The 14648-nt window shown below is 64.6% G+C and carries 13 protein-coding genes, 1 tRNA gene and 1 pseudogene; 11 read left to right on the top strand and 4 right to left on the bottom strand.

The window, feature by feature from the left end:
• Window positions 1-76: 76 nt before the first annotated feature.
• The 3 genes from CON76_RS05780 to ppsR form a co-directional block, all read right to left on the bottom strand.
• Window positions 77-742: a 3'-5' exonuclease gene (locus CON76_RS05780; RefSeq protein WP_101102426.1), complete on the bottom strand. Its 666-nt coding sequence runs from the start codon at window positions 740-742 to the stop codon at window positions 77-79.
• A complete protein-coding gene (locus CON76_RS05775; RefSeq protein WP_101102448.1) occupies window positions 742-2565 on the bottom strand; it encodes a DUF294 nucleotidyltransferase-like domain-containing protein in 1824 nt (607 codons plus the stop codon). The genes CON76_RS05780 and CON76_RS05775 overlap by 1 nt, the downstream gene beginning before the upstream one ends.
• 74 nt (window positions 2566-2639) lie before the next feature.
• A complete protein-coding gene (gene ppsR, locus CON76_RS05770; protein WP_101102425.1) occupies window positions 2640-3464 on the bottom strand; it encodes a posphoenolpyruvate synthetase regulatory kinase/phosphorylase PpsR in 825 nt (274 codons plus the stop codon).
• 177 nt (window positions 3465-3641) lie between these two features.
• On the opposite strand from ppsR, the gene ppsA reads away from it, so the two are divergent.
• From ppsA to dnaB, 9 genes are all read left to right on the top strand, one after another.
• Window positions 3642-6032, top strand: a complete 2391-nt coding sequence (gene ppsA, locus CON76_RS05765; protein ID WP_101102424.1) for a phosphoenolpyruvate synthase — start codon at window positions 3642-3644, stop codon at window positions 6030-6032.
• Between the two features lie 151 nt (window positions 6033-6183).
• Entirely contained in the window at window positions 6184-6387 is a 204-nt protein-coding gene (locus CON76_RS05760) for a hypothetical protein (RefSeq protein ID WP_101102423.1), read from the top strand.
• Between the two features lie 83 nt (window positions 6388-6470).
• Window positions 6471-6743 (top strand): DUF4212 domain-containing protein, encoded by a 273-nt coding sequence (locus CON76_RS05755; protein WP_101102422.1) that lies wholly within the window; start codon window positions 6471-6473, stop codon window positions 6741-6743.
• Window positions 6744-6753: 10 nt separating this feature from the next.
• Window positions 6754-8892, top strand: a complete 2139-nt coding sequence (locus CON76_RS05750) for a sodium:solute symporter family protein (RefSeq protein WP_338063678.1) — start codon at window positions 6754-6756, stop codon at window positions 8890-8892.
• 36 nt (window positions 8893-8928) lie between these two features.
• Window positions 8929-9294 (top strand): 30S ribosomal protein S6, encoded by a 366-nt coding sequence (gene rpsF, locus CON76_RS05745; protein ID WP_101102421.1) that lies wholly within the window; start codon window positions 8929-8931, stop codon window positions 9292-9294.
• Window positions 9295-9326: 32 nt separating this feature from the next.
• Window positions 9327-9614, top strand: a complete 288-nt coding sequence (priB, locus tag CON76_RS05740) for a primosomal replication protein N (RefSeq protein ID WP_101102420.1) — start codon at window positions 9327-9329, stop codon at window positions 9612-9614.
• A gap of 11 nt (window positions 9615-9625) precedes the next feature.
• Window positions 9626-9907 (top strand): 30S ribosomal protein S18, encoded by a 282-nt coding sequence (gene rpsR, locus CON76_RS05735; RefSeq protein ID WP_101102419.1) that lies wholly within the window; start codon window positions 9626-9628, stop codon window positions 9905-9907.
• A 14-nt stretch (window positions 9908-9921) separates the two neighbouring features.
• Window positions 9922-10374 carry a 50S ribosomal protein L9 gene (gene rplI / locus CON76_RS05730; RefSeq protein WP_101102418.1) on the top strand — a complete coding sequence of 151 codons (453 nt, stop codon included), beginning with the start codon at window positions 9922-9924 and terminating at the stop codon, window positions 10372-10374.
• Window positions 10375-10464: 90 nt separating this feature from the next.
• On the top strand, window positions 10465-11886 hold the full coding sequence (gene dnaB / locus CON76_RS05725; protein WP_101102446.1) for a replicative DNA helicase: 1422 nt from the start codon (window positions 10465-10467) through the stop codon (window positions 11884-11886).
• A gap of 170 nt (window positions 11887-12056) precedes the next feature.
• Here the strand turns inward: dnaB and CON76_RS05720 are convergent.
• A tRNA-Val gene (locus CON76_RS05720) sits at window positions 12057-12131 on the bottom strand.
• 165 nt (window positions 12132-12296) lie between these two features.
• Here CON76_RS05720 and ligA point away from each other — a divergent pair.
• Together ligA and CON76_RS05710 are read left to right on the top strand one after the other, a co-directional pair.
• Window positions 12297-14390, top strand: a complete 2094-nt coding sequence (gene ligA / locus CON76_RS05715; RefSeq protein ID WP_101102417.1) for an NAD-dependent DNA ligase LigA — start codon at window positions 12297-12299, stop codon at window positions 14388-14390.
• Window positions 14391-14485: 95 nt separating this feature from the next.
• A pseudogene (locus CON76_RS05710) lies at window positions 14486-14648 on the top strand (IS1380 family transposase); the annotation flags it as partial.

Here is a 14648-nt window from a genome sequence, read left to right as displayed (position 1 = left end):
TCCACAAAAAACCGGGCCTTGTGCCCGGTTTTTTGTGTCTGGATGGCCACGCCGCATGCGCGCGCAGCGACTGCGGCTACACGTTGCGCAACTGGCGCAGCTTGATGAACGCCAGCGCCGCCATCACAGCGTCGTTGAGCGCGTCGTGCGCGTCACGCACGGGCAGCTTCAAGTCCTGCATCAACGTGGCAAAGCGCAGGTCGATGTCGGCGTTGTCGTGCTGCTGGTAGGGCGGCAGCTGGGCAAACTTGTGATCGTAGTACAGCGCCGAGATCTCGATCTGCTCCTGCGGCAGCCCCATGCCCAGCAAGGGCTTGATGGCCCGGTTGAGCATCGCCACATCAAACTCCAGGTAGTAGCCCACCAGCGGGCGGCTGCCAATGAAGTGCAGCAGGCGCCGCATCGCCTCCTCGGCGGGCAGACCCTCGGCCACATCCTGCTCGCGCAGGCGGTGGATGCGCACGCTCTCGGCCGACACGCCACGCTCGGGCCGCACCAGCAGCTCCAGCCGTTCGCTGGTCAGCACGCGCTGGCCCACAATCTTGACGGCGCCAATCGAGATGATCTCATCCGAGCGCACGTTCAGGCCCGTGGTCTCGCAATCCAGCGACACCCACTCATCCGGCGGCGGCGGCTCCAGCAAAAAACGGAACTCCGAATCGGCCAGCTGGTGCTGGTGCCAGCGCCGCTGCAAGGCGCGCCACCAACGCTGCGGCCCGGGGGGCAGGGTGGAGGCTGTCATCACAGCGCATCCAGCTGGAACTTATGCCGCAGCACATCCTTGAAGCGCTTGACCGCTCCCAGCGTGTCCTTGAGCAAATCGCGGTCCAGCGTGCTCAGCCGCGCCACGTCCACCTGCCCCGACACCGCCCGCCCGGTGTCGAGCTCGGCCAGCCCAGCGCGCAGCTTGAGCCCCATGAAGAAGTTCAGGCTCTCCGTCAGTTCCGTGCCCAGCTGCGCGTCGATCACATGGCGCGCCACCAGCGCCTCGATGCGCTCGGCGGTGCCGGTGACGCTCAGGCGCTGCGCCAGCGCCAGGCTGCGCACACCGTGTACCAGCGGAAAGATGCCTTCCTTCTTCAGGTCCAGATGCTGCCCGGCGTCGCTGCGCGAGAACAGCCGGTTCCACCAGCCCTGGCTGTTGCCAAACATCGTGATCGCCGAGGCAAAGCGCCCCAGCACCGCCTGGTTGTCGGGCGCCAGCGCCAGCACGCCCGCGCGCACCTGCTCCAGCAAGCTGGCATCGCCACACACCGCGTGCGCGTCCATGAAGATGGCCAGCTTCATCAGGCTGTCGGCGTCGGGCAGGATCAGCCACTCGCGCGTGCGCCGCGCAAACACCGACACGCTGTCGCGCCATTCCGGGTTGTTCACCATGATGCGCCCGGCACATGGCGGGTAGCCAAAATCCGCCAGCGCGTCAGAGAAACGCTGGCAAGTCTCGGCCAAGTCCGCCGGCGGCGTGTAACCATCGCGCCAGAGCAGGCCGTTGTCCTGGTCGGTTTTCAGCAGCTGCTCGCCCCGGCCCTCGCTGCCCATCACGAACAGGCAGCTGTTGGCCACCAGCTCGGGCGGCGCAATCATCTGCCAGGCCCGCTCGAACAGGCGCGCGTTGAGCTGCTGCACCAGCTTGGCAATCAGGCTCACGCGCGTGCCGTTGCGGTGCAGCAGGCCCAGCATGCGCGTGATCTGGGCCGCTGCCGCGTTCAAGTCCTGCAAATTTTGTGCGTGCTCGATCTGCACTGTCACCAGGTGCGAGTGGTTGGCCAGAAAACTGAACAAGTCCAGCGACTCCAGCACCCCCAGCACTCGCTCGCCCTCCATCACCACCACGCGGTGCACGCGCCGGCGCAGCATCAGCGCCATCGCATCGCCCAGCTGGTCAGCGGGGTGAACCGTGACCAAGCTGAAGCACGCCAGTTCCCCCACCGCCAGCTTGTCCAACGGTCTGCCATCCAGAATGGCGCGCTGCAAGTTGGTGGTGGTGAACATGCCCATGCGGGGCGGGGTGCTGTGCCGGTCTTGCACCAGCACATTGGTGGTGCGCTGCTCCTGGAACACCTTCACCACCGACACAATGTCGGTCTGCGCGTCCACCACGTGCGCGGGCCGCACAAAGGCCTCGTCCACCCGCGCCAGCGTCAGCGACTGCATCTCGTGCTCGCTCTGGCGCTGCGACAGCGCGCTGAGTTTCTGCCCCAGATCCGAGAACAGCAACGCACCAAAAGTGGCGTTGGACGCAATCAGCTCGCTCACCGCCGCGTGCGTCAGCAGGTAGGCCACCACTTCCTCGGCGGCCACAAAGCGCCCATTGACCTTGCCCGCCAGCAGCGCACGCCCGTCAAAGCAGTCGTCCGGCCCGTAGGTGGCGATCACGTCCTCGCCCTCCCAGTGCGTCACATAACCCTTGATGACGACGAACAGGTGCGTGGGCGCAATATCGGGCGCCAGCAGCAGCTCGCCCTCGCGGTAGTAGGCCACGTCCACGTTGTCGCGCACCAGGCGCTGCTCCTGCAGCGTCAGGCAATCAAACGGCGAGGCGAAAAAATTGAACGCATTGGGCATGGCAGCCATTCAGCACCCCTCGTCTTGCACCAGCCTTGCAAACGGCCCACACCTGGGCGGGTCGCCTGGTCTGCTCAGTCCGAGTCCAGCCGGTCGGGCCGGATCTCCTGCAGGATGATGGTCGAGATCTCCTCGATCGACTTGCTGGTGGTGGACAGCCAGCGCACGCCCGAGCGGCGCATCATGCCCTCGGCCTCGCTGACCTCGTAGCGGCAATTGGCCAGGCTGGCGTAGCACGAGTCCGGGCGGCGCTCATTGCGGATCTCGCTCAGGCGCTCGGGCTGGATCGTCAGGCCAAACAGCTTCTTCTTGAACGGCACCAACGCTGGGGGCAGCTGGCGGCGCTCGAAATCCTCCGGGATCAGCGGGTAGTTCGACACCTTGAGCCCGAACTGCATCGCCAAGTACAGCGAGGTGGGGGTTTTGCCGCTGCGGCTCACCCCAATCAAAATCACGTCCGAATTGGCCAAATCCACATGGGTTTGGCCGTCGTCGTGCGCCAGCGTAAAGTTGATGGCCTCAATGCGGTCGTGGTACTCCTGACTGCGTGTTACGTCCGAAAAACGCCCCACGCGGTGGTTGGACTTGATGCCCAGCTCGGCTTCCAGCGGCGCAATGAAAGTGCCAAACATGTCGATCAGCATGCCCTTGCACTCGCTGCGCAGCACCGCCAGCACCTCCTTGTTCACCACCGTGGTAAACACCAGCGGGCGGTTGCCGTCCACCTTCAGGCAATGGTTGATCTGGTGCACCGCCTGGTGCGCCTTGTCCGCGCTGTCCACGAACGGCAGCCGCACGCGGTGCGGCTTGGTCTCGAACTGCGCCAGCAGCGCACTGGCAAACGTCTCGGCGGTGATGCCGGTGCCATCGGAAATGAAGAAAGCGGTGCGGTGGGCCATGTAAATCCGAACGTCCTACAATGATGGACGCATTATCCCGATTTCATCACCGTCCGCCCCGTGCAGGCAGCGCCCACCCTCCATCCAGTACAAGCAGAACAAGCGCGGTGGAACCCTGGCCCGCTGCACGCCCCGTGCGGGGGGCGCCCCCAGTTTTCAACATCAAGGAGCTTTTCCATGTCCCAACTGTTCAGCCCGACCGCCCTGGTGGTGCCGTTTGAACAACTGCGCATGACCGACGTCGAGTCGGTCGGCGGCAAGAACGCCAGCCTGGGCGAGATGATCTCGCAACTGCCGCAAGGCGTGCGCGTGCCCACCGGCTTTGCCACCACCGCCCACGCCTTCCGCGAATTTCTGGCTTACGAAGGTCTGGCCGACAAGATCAGCGCCAAACTGGCCGCGTTGGATGTGGACGACGTGCGCGCCCTGGCCGCCGTCGGTGCCGAGATCCGCGCCATGGTCGAAGCCCAGCCGTTCCCTGCCGATTTGGAACAAGCCATCCGCGACGAATTTGCCACCCTGTCGGCAGGCAACCCGCAAGCCAGCTTTGCCGTGCGCTCCTCTGCCACCGCCGAGGACCTGCCCGACGCTTCCTTTGCCGGTCAGCAAGAAACCTTCCTCAACGTGGTGGGCATCGACGACGTGCTGCACAAAATGAAGGAAGTGTTCGCCAGCCTCTACAACGACCGCGCCATCAGCTACCGCGTTCACAAGGGCTTTGCGCACGACGTGGTGGCCCTGTCGGCGGGCGTGCAGCGCATGGTGCGCTCCGATTTGGGCGCAGCGGGCGTGATGTTCACCATCGACACCGAAAGCGGCTTTGACCAAGTCGTCTTTATCACCTCCAGCTACGGCCTGGGCGAAACCGTGGTGCAGGGTGCCGTCAACCCCGACGAGTTCTACGTCCACAAGCCCATGCTCAAGGCGGGCAAGAACGCGCTGATCCGCCGCAACCTGGGTTCCAAGCTGATCCAGATGGTGTTCAGCACCCCAGAAGAAAAAGCCGCCAACGGCAAACTCGTCAAGACCGTGGACGTGCCGGTCGAGCAGCGCAACCGCTACAGCCTGACCGATGCCGACGTGCTGCAACTGGCCCACTACGCGCTGGTGATCGAGCAACACTATGGCCGCCCCATGGACATCGAATGGGGCAAAGACGGCACCGACGGCCAGCTCTACATCCTGCAAGCGCGTCCCGAGACCGTGAAGAGCCAGGCCGCTGGCCAAGTCGAAATGCGCTACAAGCTCAAAGGCCAAGGCGCTGTCTTGGCCTCGGGCCGTGCGATTGGGCAAAAGATTGGCACTGGCCCCGTGCGCCTCGTCCACAACATCAGTGAAATGGACCAAGTCCAGCCCGGCGATGTGCTTGTCACCGACATGACCGACCCCAACTGGGAGCCCGTGATGAAGCGCGCCAGCGCCATCGTCACCAACCGGGGCGGGCGCACCTGCCACGCCGCCATCATCGCGCGCGAGCTGGGCATCCCGGCGGTGGTGGGTTGCGGCAATGCCACCGACACCCTGAAAGACGGCACCCTCGTCACCGTCAGCTGTGCCGAAGGCGACACCGGCCACATCTACGACGGCCTGCTTGAAACCGAAGTCACCGAAGTCAAGCGCGGCGAAATGCCCGAGATCGACGTCAAGATCATGATGAACGTCGGCAACCCGCAGCTGGCGTTCGACTTTGCGCAGATTCCCAACGGCGGTGTCGGCCTGGCGCGCCTCGAATTCATCATCAACAACAACATCGGTGTTCACCCCAAAGCCATCTTGGATTACCCGAACATCGATGCCGACCTGAAAAAGGCCGTCGAATCGGTGGCCCGTGGTCATGCCAGCCCGCGCGCGTTCTACGTGGACAAGGTGGCCGAAGGTGTGGCCACCATTGCCGCCGCGTTCTGGCCCAAGCCCGTCATCGTGCGCCTGTCCGACTTCAAGTCCAACGAGTACCGCAAACTCGTGGGCGGCAGCCGCTACGAGCCCGACGAGGAAAACCCGATGCTGGGCTTCCGTGGCGCAGCGCGCTACATCAGCGACGACTTTGGCCCCGCCTTCGCCATGGAATGCGAAGCCATCAAGCGCGTGCGCGAGGACATGGGCCTGACCAACGTGCAGGTGATGGTGCCGTTTGTGCGTACCTTGAAGCAAGCCGAGCGCGTGGTCAACCTGCTGGGGCAGTACGGCCTCAAGCGCGGCGAAAACGAACTCAAGCTCATCATGATGTGCGAAATCCCGAGCAACGCCATCTTGGCCACGCGCTACCTTGAGTACTTCGACGGCTTCTCCATCGGCTCCAACGACCTGACCCAACTCACACTGGGCTTGGACCGCGATTCCGGCCTGGAACTGCTGGCGCACGACTTCGACGAACGCGACCCAGCTGTGCAAGCCCTGATCCAGATGGCCATCACCGCTTGCCGCGCACAAGGCAAGTACATCGGTATTTGCGGCCAAGGCCCCAGCGACCACCCCGACTTTGCACAATGGCTCAAGGAGCAGGGCATCAGCTCCATTTCGCTCAACCCCGACTCCGTGATCGACACCTGGCAGCAGCTGGCCGGTTGATTCCGACCCGCCACCTGGCACGCCAAGGCCCCTTCGGGGGCCTTTTTTCTTGTGTGAAAGTTTTTTGACGATACTAGGGTTTACCCCTATAATCCAGCCCGCAGTCCCTGCCTTACACCCTGCTGACTGCTTCTACTGGAGTCGTCGTACCATGCAAACCGCCACTTTTTCTGCCGCCTCGCCGTTCAATACCACCCCGGTGTGGTCGCTGCCGTTTGACGCCGCCCGCCAGGCCTACACCGAAGCGGTCAAGGTCGGGCTGCTGCCCAAGTCCATGATCGCCACCTCCAACTTCCACCGCAGTGTGGACAGCTGGGAAAAGATCAGCCTCGGCCCCATCGCGCGCAGCGTCTGAACGCTGGTTTCTGCCGTGGTTGCGGGCGCTTGAGGCGCCCGTTTCTGTTGGGGCTCGGGCAAATGTTCTAACATCCCGGGCCTATGCCCGTTACCAGCCCATCTTCCAGGCGCCAGCAGCACTGGCGCCACAACAAGCGCCTGACGCTGGCCCTGCTGCTGTTGTGGGCGCTGGTTACTTTTGGCGCACCGTTCTACGCGCACCGGCTCAGCTTCAGCGTGCTGGGCTGGCCCTTCGGGTTCTGGGCCGCAGCGCAGGGCGCGCTGCTGGTGTATGGCCTGATCGTGGTCTGCTACGCCTGGAGCATGAACCAGGCCGACCGCCACCATCTCGGCAGCCCCGCCCGTCAAGACTGAGCCCACCGCCGTGCCGTCCCCCGCCGCACCACGCCCAACCGCCACACCGCTGGACGCGCGCCGCCTGCGCACCCTGTACGCTGGCTTTGCCGCGCTGCTGCTGACTTTTGTGCTGCTGATGGGGCTGCTGGAGCGCGTCGGCCTGTCGCGCACCGTCATGGGACTGACGTTCCTGCTGGGCACCCTGGCGGTGTACGCCACCATCGGCATTTTGAGCCGCACCACCGACGCCGAGGAATACTACGTGGCCGGGCGGCGCATCCCGCCGTTCTACAACGGCATGGCCACCAGCGCCGACTGGATGTCGGCCGCTTCCTTCATCGGCCTGGCGGGCACGCTGTACGTGCAGGGCTACAGCGGGCTGGCCTTCGTGCTGGGCTGGACGGGCGGCTACTGCCTGGTGGCGCTGCTGCTGGTGCCCTACCTGCGCCGCTTCGAGCACTTCACCTTGCCCGACTTCCTGGGCCAACGCTACGGCGGCCACGCCGCACGGCTGGTGGGGGTGCTGGCCGCCATTCTGTGCTCCTTCACCTACCTGGTGGCGCAGATCTACGGCGTGGGCCTCATCACCTCGTGGCTGACCGGGGTCGCGTTCGAGGTCGGGGTGTTCCTGGGCCTGGGCGGCATCCTCATGTGCTCGCTGCTGGGGGGCATGCGTGCCGTTACCTGGACGCAAGTGGCCCAGTGCATCGTGCTGATGCTGGCCTACACACTGCCGGTAATGTGGCTCTCGGTACAACAGACGGGCAACCCGGTGCCGCAATGGGCCTATGGCGCCCAACTGGCCAAGATCACCCAGAAAGAGGCCGAACTCCAGCAATCCCCCGGTGAAAACGAGGTACGCGCCATCTTCAGCGCCCGTATTGGCGAGCTGCAACGCAAGCTGGAACAGCCCGTGGCCGCCCTGTACCGCGAGCGCCATCTGGCCGAAACCCACCTGGAAGAATTGCGCGCCGGCGGTGCCTCGCCCAAGGCCTTGCTCTACGCCGAGAAAAACCTGGCACGCCTGCCCAAGGACGAAGCCGCCGCGCTGCGCATGTGGACGGCCGACCTGCAAGAGGCCCAACTCAAGGTGCAGCCCCTCAACGGCATGCGGCCGCACACCCAGCCCTTTGCCGGCAACCCGGACGGCACCCCCCAGCAGCGCGCCACCTTCGAGGCCTCGCGCGCCAACTTCCTGGCGCTGGTGTTCTGCCTGACCATCGGCACGGCGGCGCTGCCGCACATTCTCATGCGCTACCACACCGTGCCCTCGGTGCAGGCGGCGCGCCAGTCGGTGGCGTGGTCGCTGCTGTTCATCGGGTTGCTGTACCTCACGGCACCGGCGCTGGCGGTGCTGCTCAAATTCGAGATCTTCCACCACCTCGTCGGCACACCGTTTGATGCGCTGCCCGCCTGGATCGACCACTGGAGCCGCATGGACGCCAGCCTGCTACGCGTGGAAGACATCAACCAGGATGGCATCCTGCAGCTCAACGAGCTCTCGCTCAACAGCGACATCCTGGTGCTGGCCGCCCCCGAGATCGGCGGCCTGCCGTATGTGGTGACGTGCCTGACCGCCGCCGGTGGCCTGGCCGCCGCCCTGTCCACCGCCGACGGCCTGCTGCTGACCATCGCCAGCGGCCTGAGCCACGACATCTACTACAAGATGGTCGATCCGCGCGCCTCCACCATGCGCCGCGTCAGCATCTCCAAGGTGGTGGTGCTGATGGTGGCGCTGGCCGCCGGCTACATCGCGGTGCAAAAACCGGCCGACATTCTGTTCCTGGTCTCGGCGGCGTTCTCGTTTGCCGCGTCGGCCTTCTTTCCGGTGCTGGTGCTGGGCATTTTCTGGAAACGTGCCACCACCGCCGGCGCCTTGGCGGGCATTGCCGCTGGCCTGGGCGTCACCACCTACTACATGGCCACCACCCAGCCCTGGCTGCGCTCGGTGCTGGGCCTCAGCGGGCCGGTGCCGCTGTGGTGGGACATCGAGCCCATCTCCGCCGGCGTGTTTGGCGTGCCGGTCGGTTTTGCCGTCATCGTGCTCGTCAGCCTGTGCACGCCCGCCCCCCGGCGGCGGTGCAGCAGTGGGTCGATCGCCTGCGTCATCCCGAAACCGGCCCGGGCCAGCTATAATCCTGCGCTTGCCTTGCCGTACCCCTGTTGACGCTGGGGGCGGCTTTTTCATCCACAAGGAGAGTCCATGCGTCATTACGAAATCGTTCTGCTGATCCACCCCGATCAAAGCGAACAAGTGCCCGCCATGCTGGAGCGCTACAAGGGCATGATCACCAGCGGCGGTGGCAAGATCCACCGCGTCGAAGACTGGGGCCGCCGTCAACTGGCGTACCAGATCAACAAGCTGTCCAAGGCGCACTACCTGTGCGTGAACATCGAAGCCGACCAGGCTGTGATGGCTGAACTCGAACACGCGTTCAAGTTCAACGACGCCGTGCTGCGCCAACTGACCGTACAGAAGAAGCAAGCCGAAACCGGCCCTTCTTCCATGATGAAGTCGGTCGAGCGTGAAGAAGCGCGCAAGAGCCAGCAGCAGGAAACCGCTGCCTGACTTGCGCCACTGACACGGGACACGTTGCGTCCGTGAACCACCTGACCTTGCACGCGGAGCTGATTCAAACCCGGCCCCTGCGTCACACCCCGGCAGGCATTGCGGTGTTCGACATGTGGCTGCGCCACACCTCGCAACGCCAGCAGCAAGGACACGACCGCAGCGTTCAGCTCGAACTCAGGGCCCAGGCCTTTGGCCCGGACGCCCAAGAATTGGCCCGGCAACCACTGGGCACCATGTTCGAGTTCCAGGGTTTCCTGAACAACACCCGTGGCAGCAAAAGCGTCGTATTTCACATCCAGGCATTCACCCCCATTTAAGAGGCACCACCATGGCTGCACCTAAGCGTTTCAACAAAGACAAGCGCCCCAAGCGCAACACCCAATCGCTGCTGTTCAAGCGCAAGAAATTCTGCCGCTTCACCGTGGCAGGCGTGGTCGAAGTCGACTACAAGGACGTCGATGTCCTGCGCGACTTCATCGCTGAAAACGGCAAGATCATCCCGGCACGTCTGACCGGCACCCGCGCCATTTACCAGCGCCAAGTCACCACCGCCATCAAGCGTGCCCGCTTCCTGGCCATGCTGCCGTACAGCGACCAGCACCGCGTCTGATAGGAGCGAACACCATGCAAATCATTCTGCTCGATAAAGTCATCAACCTCGGCAACCTGGGTGATGTGGTCTCCGTCAAGGAAGGTTACGCCCGTAACTTCCTGATCCCGACCGGCCGCGCCCGCCGCGCCACCAAGGTCGCCATCGCCGAATTCGAAGCCCGCCGCGCCGAGCTCGAAAAAGCCGCTGCCGCCAAGCTGGCCGAAGCCCAAGCCCTGGGCGAAAAGCTCAACGGTCTGACCGTCAAGCTGTCGCAAAAGGCTGGTGTGGATGGCCGCCTGTTCGGCTCCGTCACCAACCACGACATCGCCGACGCGCTGGCCAAGGAAGGCTTCGCTGTTGCCAAGGCCCAAGTGCGCATGCCCAACGGCCTGCTCAAGAACGTGGGCGAGTACACCGTTTCCGTCAGCCTGCACACCGACGTGCTGGTGGACGTGAACGTGAGCGTTCTGGGTGAAACCGCCTAAAGCGGCGTCTTAACCCACACCGTAAAAAGCCGCTGCACAGCGGCTTTTTTATTTGCCAGCGCCTTAACATTGTGGTTCGAGAGGATGCCCATGTCTGACGTATTTCCCATGGACGACGAGTTCAGCCCCAACGACGCCCTGCGCGCGCACGACCGCCAGGTGGCCCACCTGCGCGTGCCGCCGCACTCGCTGGAAGCCGAATCCAGCGTGCTGGGGGGCCTGCTGCTCGACAACAGCGCCTGGGATCGCGTGGGCGACCTGCTCAAGGACCAGGACTACTACCGGCACGAGCACCGGCTGATCCACGCAGCCATCGCCAGCCTGCTCAACGACAGCAAGCCCGCCGACGTCATCACCGTGTTCGAGCACCTGCAGCGCCACGGCAACGCCGACAAGGTGGGCGGGCTCAACTACCTCAACATGCTGGCGCAGTACGTGCCCAGCGCCGCCAACATCCAGCGTTACGCCGAAATCGTGCATGAGCGCGCCATCCTGCGCAAGCTCATCACCATCAGCGACGAGGTGGCCACGCAAGCCTTCAACCCGCAGGGCCGCCAGGTGGCCAAGATCCTGGACGAGGCCGAACAGAAGATCTTCAACATCGGGGAGGAAAACGGCCGCCTCAAGCAGGGCTTCCAGTCGATGGAGTCGCTGGTGGTGCAGCTGCTCAGCCGCGTGGAGGAAATGGCGGCCAACCCCAACGACATCACCGGCATCCCGACCGGCTTTACCGACCTCGACCGCATGACCGCTGGCCTGCAACCCGGCGACCTGATCGTGCTGGCGGCGCGGCCCAGCATGGGCAAGACCGCGTTTGCCATCAACATTGCCGAGCACGTGGCGATGAACGAAGGGCTGCCGGTGGCGGTGTTCTCGATGGAAATGGGTGCGGCCCAGCTGGCGGTGCGGGTGGTGGGCTCGATTGGCCGCCTCAACCAGACCAGCCTGCGCACCGGCCGCCTCAAGGACGACGAATGGGCCCGCCTGACCGAGACCGTCGAGCGGCTGCGCAACGTCTCGCTCTACATCGACGAGACCCCCGGCCTGACCCCCAGCGAGCTGCGCTCCAACGCGCGCCGCCTGTCGCGCCAGTACGGCAAGCTGGGCCTGATCGTAGTGGATTACCTGCAGCTGATGAGCACCGGATCTTCCGACGGTGACAACCGCGCCACCGAGCTGGGCGAGATCTCGCGCGGCCTCAAGATGCTGGCCAAGGAGCTGCAATGCCCAGTGATTGCGCTGTCGCAGCTCAACCGCAGCGTGGAGCAGCGCACCGACAAGCGCCCCATGATGTCCGACCTGCGCGAGTCCGGCGCGATCGAGCAGGATGCCGACATCATCATGTTCATCTACCGCGACGAGTACTACACCAAGGCCGAGTGCAAGGAGCCCGGCACCGCCGAGATCATCATCGGCAAGCAGCGCAACGGCCCCACGGGCATGGTGAGGCTGGCCTTCATGAACACCCTGACGCGGTTCGAGAACCTGGCCTCGTTTTCCGACGATTTCTGACCAGGGCGGGGTTGCAGCGCCAGCACCGCAGACCCGCTGTGGGCGGAGGGTGAGGGGCAGGGCGCTTGTATGCCAGCGTGCATGCAATGCGATTTACAAAGATGCCTTGCCATAGGTGCCCTACATACAAGTAACAAAAAAGCTCCTCAAGAGGAGCTTTTTTGTGAATTTGGTGGGTGATACATGGATCGAACATGTGACCCCTGCCGTGTGAAGGCAGTGCTCTACCGCTGAGCTAATCACCCTTGCTTTTCAGTATTATACAGCATTTTTGTTTGCTGTTTTTGGTCTGAAACTTGAGAAGATGTTTGACGTCGTCTGCAAGGTATCTCGCTATTGTAATGCGCAAATACGGTCTTTTGCGCCGACAGGGCACTTTTTGGCCATTTTTTTACCGGACAATCGCCGCCATGACCGATTTCCCTGCCCCTTCCGCCAGCCCTGCCGACCAGATCCTGACCCTGCGTGCACAGTTGCACCACCACGCGCATTGCTATTACGTCCTGGACGCGCCCGAGATCACCGACGCGCAATACGACCGCCTGTTCCAGGAATTGCAGGCGCTGGAGCAGCAGCATCCGGAGTGGGTCACACCCGACTCGCCCACGCAGCGGGTCGGTGGGGTGGTGCTGGCAGCGTTTGCCCCGGTGCGCCACGCCGTGCCCATGCTGAGCATCCGCACCGAGACCGACACCGAAGCCAGTGGCGCACACGCCTTTGATGCGCGGGTGCGCAAGGCGCTGGGCCTGGCCGACACCGACCCGGCGGTGGTGTACGTGGCCGAACCCAAGTTCGATGGCCTGGCCCTTAGCCTGCGCTACCAGGACGGCGTGCTGGTGCAGGCCGCCACCCGGGGGGATGGCGAGGTGGGCGAGGACGTGACGCAGAACATCCGCACCATTGGCCAGGTGCCGCTGCGCCTGCCTGCGGGTGTGCCCGCTGTGCTGGAGGTGCGAGGCGAGGTCTACATCCGCCGCGACGACTTTGAAGTGTTGAACGAGCGCCAGCGCCAGCGCATCGCCCAGGGCATCAAGGGCGAAAAGACGTTCGTCAACCCGCGCAACGCCGCCGCCGGTGCGGTACGGCAACTCGACCCCGGCATTGCAGCGCAGCGCCCGCTGAGCTTCTTTGCCTACGGCGTGGGCGAGGTGACGGGTGCGGTTGCGCCTTGGCAGACGCAGTGGGAGCTGCTGCAAGCCCTGCGCGGGTGGGGTTTTCCAGTCACGGAGCTGGCGCAGCGTTGCGCCGGGGCAGAAGAGCTGGTGGCACACCACCAGAAGATTGGCGCCTTGCGCGACGCGCTGCCGTTCGACATCGACGGCGTGGTGTACAAGGTGGACCGGCTGGACTGGCAGCGCGAGCTGGGCTTTGTCACGCGCGAGCCGCGCTGGGCGGTGGCGCACAAGTACCCGGCGCAGGAGCAAACCACCCGCGTGCTGGCCATTGACGTGCAGGTGGGGCGCACCGGCAAACTCACGCCGGTGGCCAAGCTGGAGCCGGTGTTCGTGGGCGGCGTCACCGTGACCAATGCCACCTTGCACAACGAGCTGGAGGTGCAGCGCAAGGACGTGCGCGTGGGCGATAGCGTGATCGTGCGCCGCGCGGGCGACGTGATCCCGGAAGTGGTGGCGGTGGTAGCCCACAGCAACGACCCCACGCCACAGGCCCGCAGCGCCATCTTCCAGATGCCCACACGCTGCCCGGTGTGCGCCAGCGCCGTGGTGCGCGAGGAAGGCGAGGCCGACCACCGCTGCACCGGCGGCCTGTTCTGCCCGGCGCAGCGCAAGCAGGCCATCCTGCACTACGCACAGCGCCGCGCGCAGGACATCGAGGGGCTGGGCGAAAAACTGGTCGATCAGCTGGTCGAAGGCGGCGTGATCCGCGCCTTGCCCGACCTGTACCGCCTGGGCCTGATGGCGCTGGCGCAGCTCGACCGCATGGCCGAAAAATCGGCCAGCAACCTGCTGCAGGCGCTGGAGCACTCCAAGCAGACGACACTGGCGCGCTTCATCTTCGGGCTGGGCATCCGCCATGTGGGCGAGGCCACCGCCAAAGAGCTGGCACGCCATTTTGGCCGCCTCGACGCGCTGATGGAAGCGCCAGAGGAGGCCTTGCTGGCGGTACACGACATTGGCCCGGTGGTGGCGCACAGCGTGCGCACCTTCTTTGAGCAGCCGCACAACCGCGAGGTGATCGAACAGCTGCGCGCCTGCGGCGTGACCTGGCCCGAGCACGACGGCGCGGCCCCGCACGCGCCTGCAGCCGGGCCGCAACCACTGGCGGGCAAGACGCTGGTGCTCACCGGCACGCTGCCGACACTGACCCGCGACGAGGCGCAAGCCATGATCGAGGCGGCAGGCGGCAAGGTGAGCGGCTCTGTCAGCAAGAAAACGGCCTGGGTGGTGGCGGGCGCGGAAGCGGGCAGCAAGCTGGCCAAGGCCGAGGCGCTGGGCATTGCGGTGCTGGACGAGGCGGGCCTGCGCGCGCTGCTGCAAGCGTTTTAGCCCGGATATTTCACCGTAGTCCGTAGAAACGAGGACGGCATTGCCCTTGAAATGCCCGAACATCGAGGTATCGAATCTGGATGAGAGGACGGGCAATGCCGAAACCAAACTGTACACCGCAAACAACTGCCGATGAGGTTGGCGTGATTGATTTTGGCCGACTGGGCCGACGCAAGATCGAGGGCCGCTTCGATGGCGGCAGCATGACCAGCGACGCCGGGGTGATGCTGCTGGCCGAAGTGGACCGCAGGCTGGGCT

Source organism: Macromonas bipunctata (assembly GCF_002837135.1).
Taxonomy (GTDB): domain Bacteria; phylum Pseudomonadota; class Gammaproteobacteria; order Burkholderiales; family Burkholderiaceae_C; genus Macromonas_A; species Macromonas_A bipunctata.
Note: the sequence above shows the minus strand (reverse complement) of the source record. Positions and strands in the feature narration are given on the sequence as shown.

What these genes read in the sequence shown, in the direction of transcription:
- CON76_RS05755 (WP_101102422.1), top strand. Translation starts at nt 6,471, where the DNA reads ATGCCCGTTACCAGCCCATCTTCCAGGCGCCAGCAGCACTGGCGCCAC.
- CON76_RS05760 (WP_101102423.1), top strand. Translation starts at nt 6,184, where the DNA reads ATGCAAACCGCCACTTTTTCTGCCGCCTCGCCGTTCAATACCACCCCG.
- CON76_RS05775 (WP_101102448.1), bottom strand. Translation starts at nt 2,565, where the DNA reads ATGCCCAATGCGTTCAATTTTTTCGCCTCGCCGTTTGATTGCCTGACG.
- rplI (WP_101102418.1), top strand. Translation starts at nt 9,922, where the DNA reads ATGCAAATCATTCTGCTCGATAAAGTCATCAACCTCGGCAACCTGGGT.
- rpsF (WP_101102421.1), top strand. Translation starts at nt 8,929, where the DNA reads ATGCGTCATTACGAAATCGTTCTGCTGATCCACCCCGATCAAAGCGAA.
- CON76_RS05780 (WP_101102426.1), bottom strand. Translation starts at nt 742, where the DNA reads ATGACAGCCTCCACCCTGCCCCCCGGGCCGCAGCGTTGGTGGCGCGCC.
- dnaB (WP_101102446.1), top strand. Translation starts at nt 10,465, where the DNA reads ATGTCTGACGTATTTCCCATGGACGACGAGTTCAGCCCCAACGACGCC.
- ligA (WP_101102417.1), top strand. Translation starts at nt 12,297, where the DNA reads ATGACCGATTTCCCTGCCCCTTCCGCCAGCCCTGCCGACCAGATCCTG.
- rpsR (WP_101102419.1), top strand. Translation starts at nt 9,626, where the DNA reads ATGGCTGCACCTAAGCGTTTCAACAAAGACAAGCGCCCCAAGCGCAAC.
- ppsR (WP_101102425.1), bottom strand. Translation starts at nt 3,464, where the DNA reads ATGGCCCACCGCACCGCTTTCTTCATTTCCGATGGCACCGGCATCACC.
- ppsA (WP_101102424.1), top strand. Translation starts at nt 3,642, where the DNA reads ATGTCCCAACTGTTCAGCCCGACCGCCCTGGTGGTGCCGTTTGAACAA.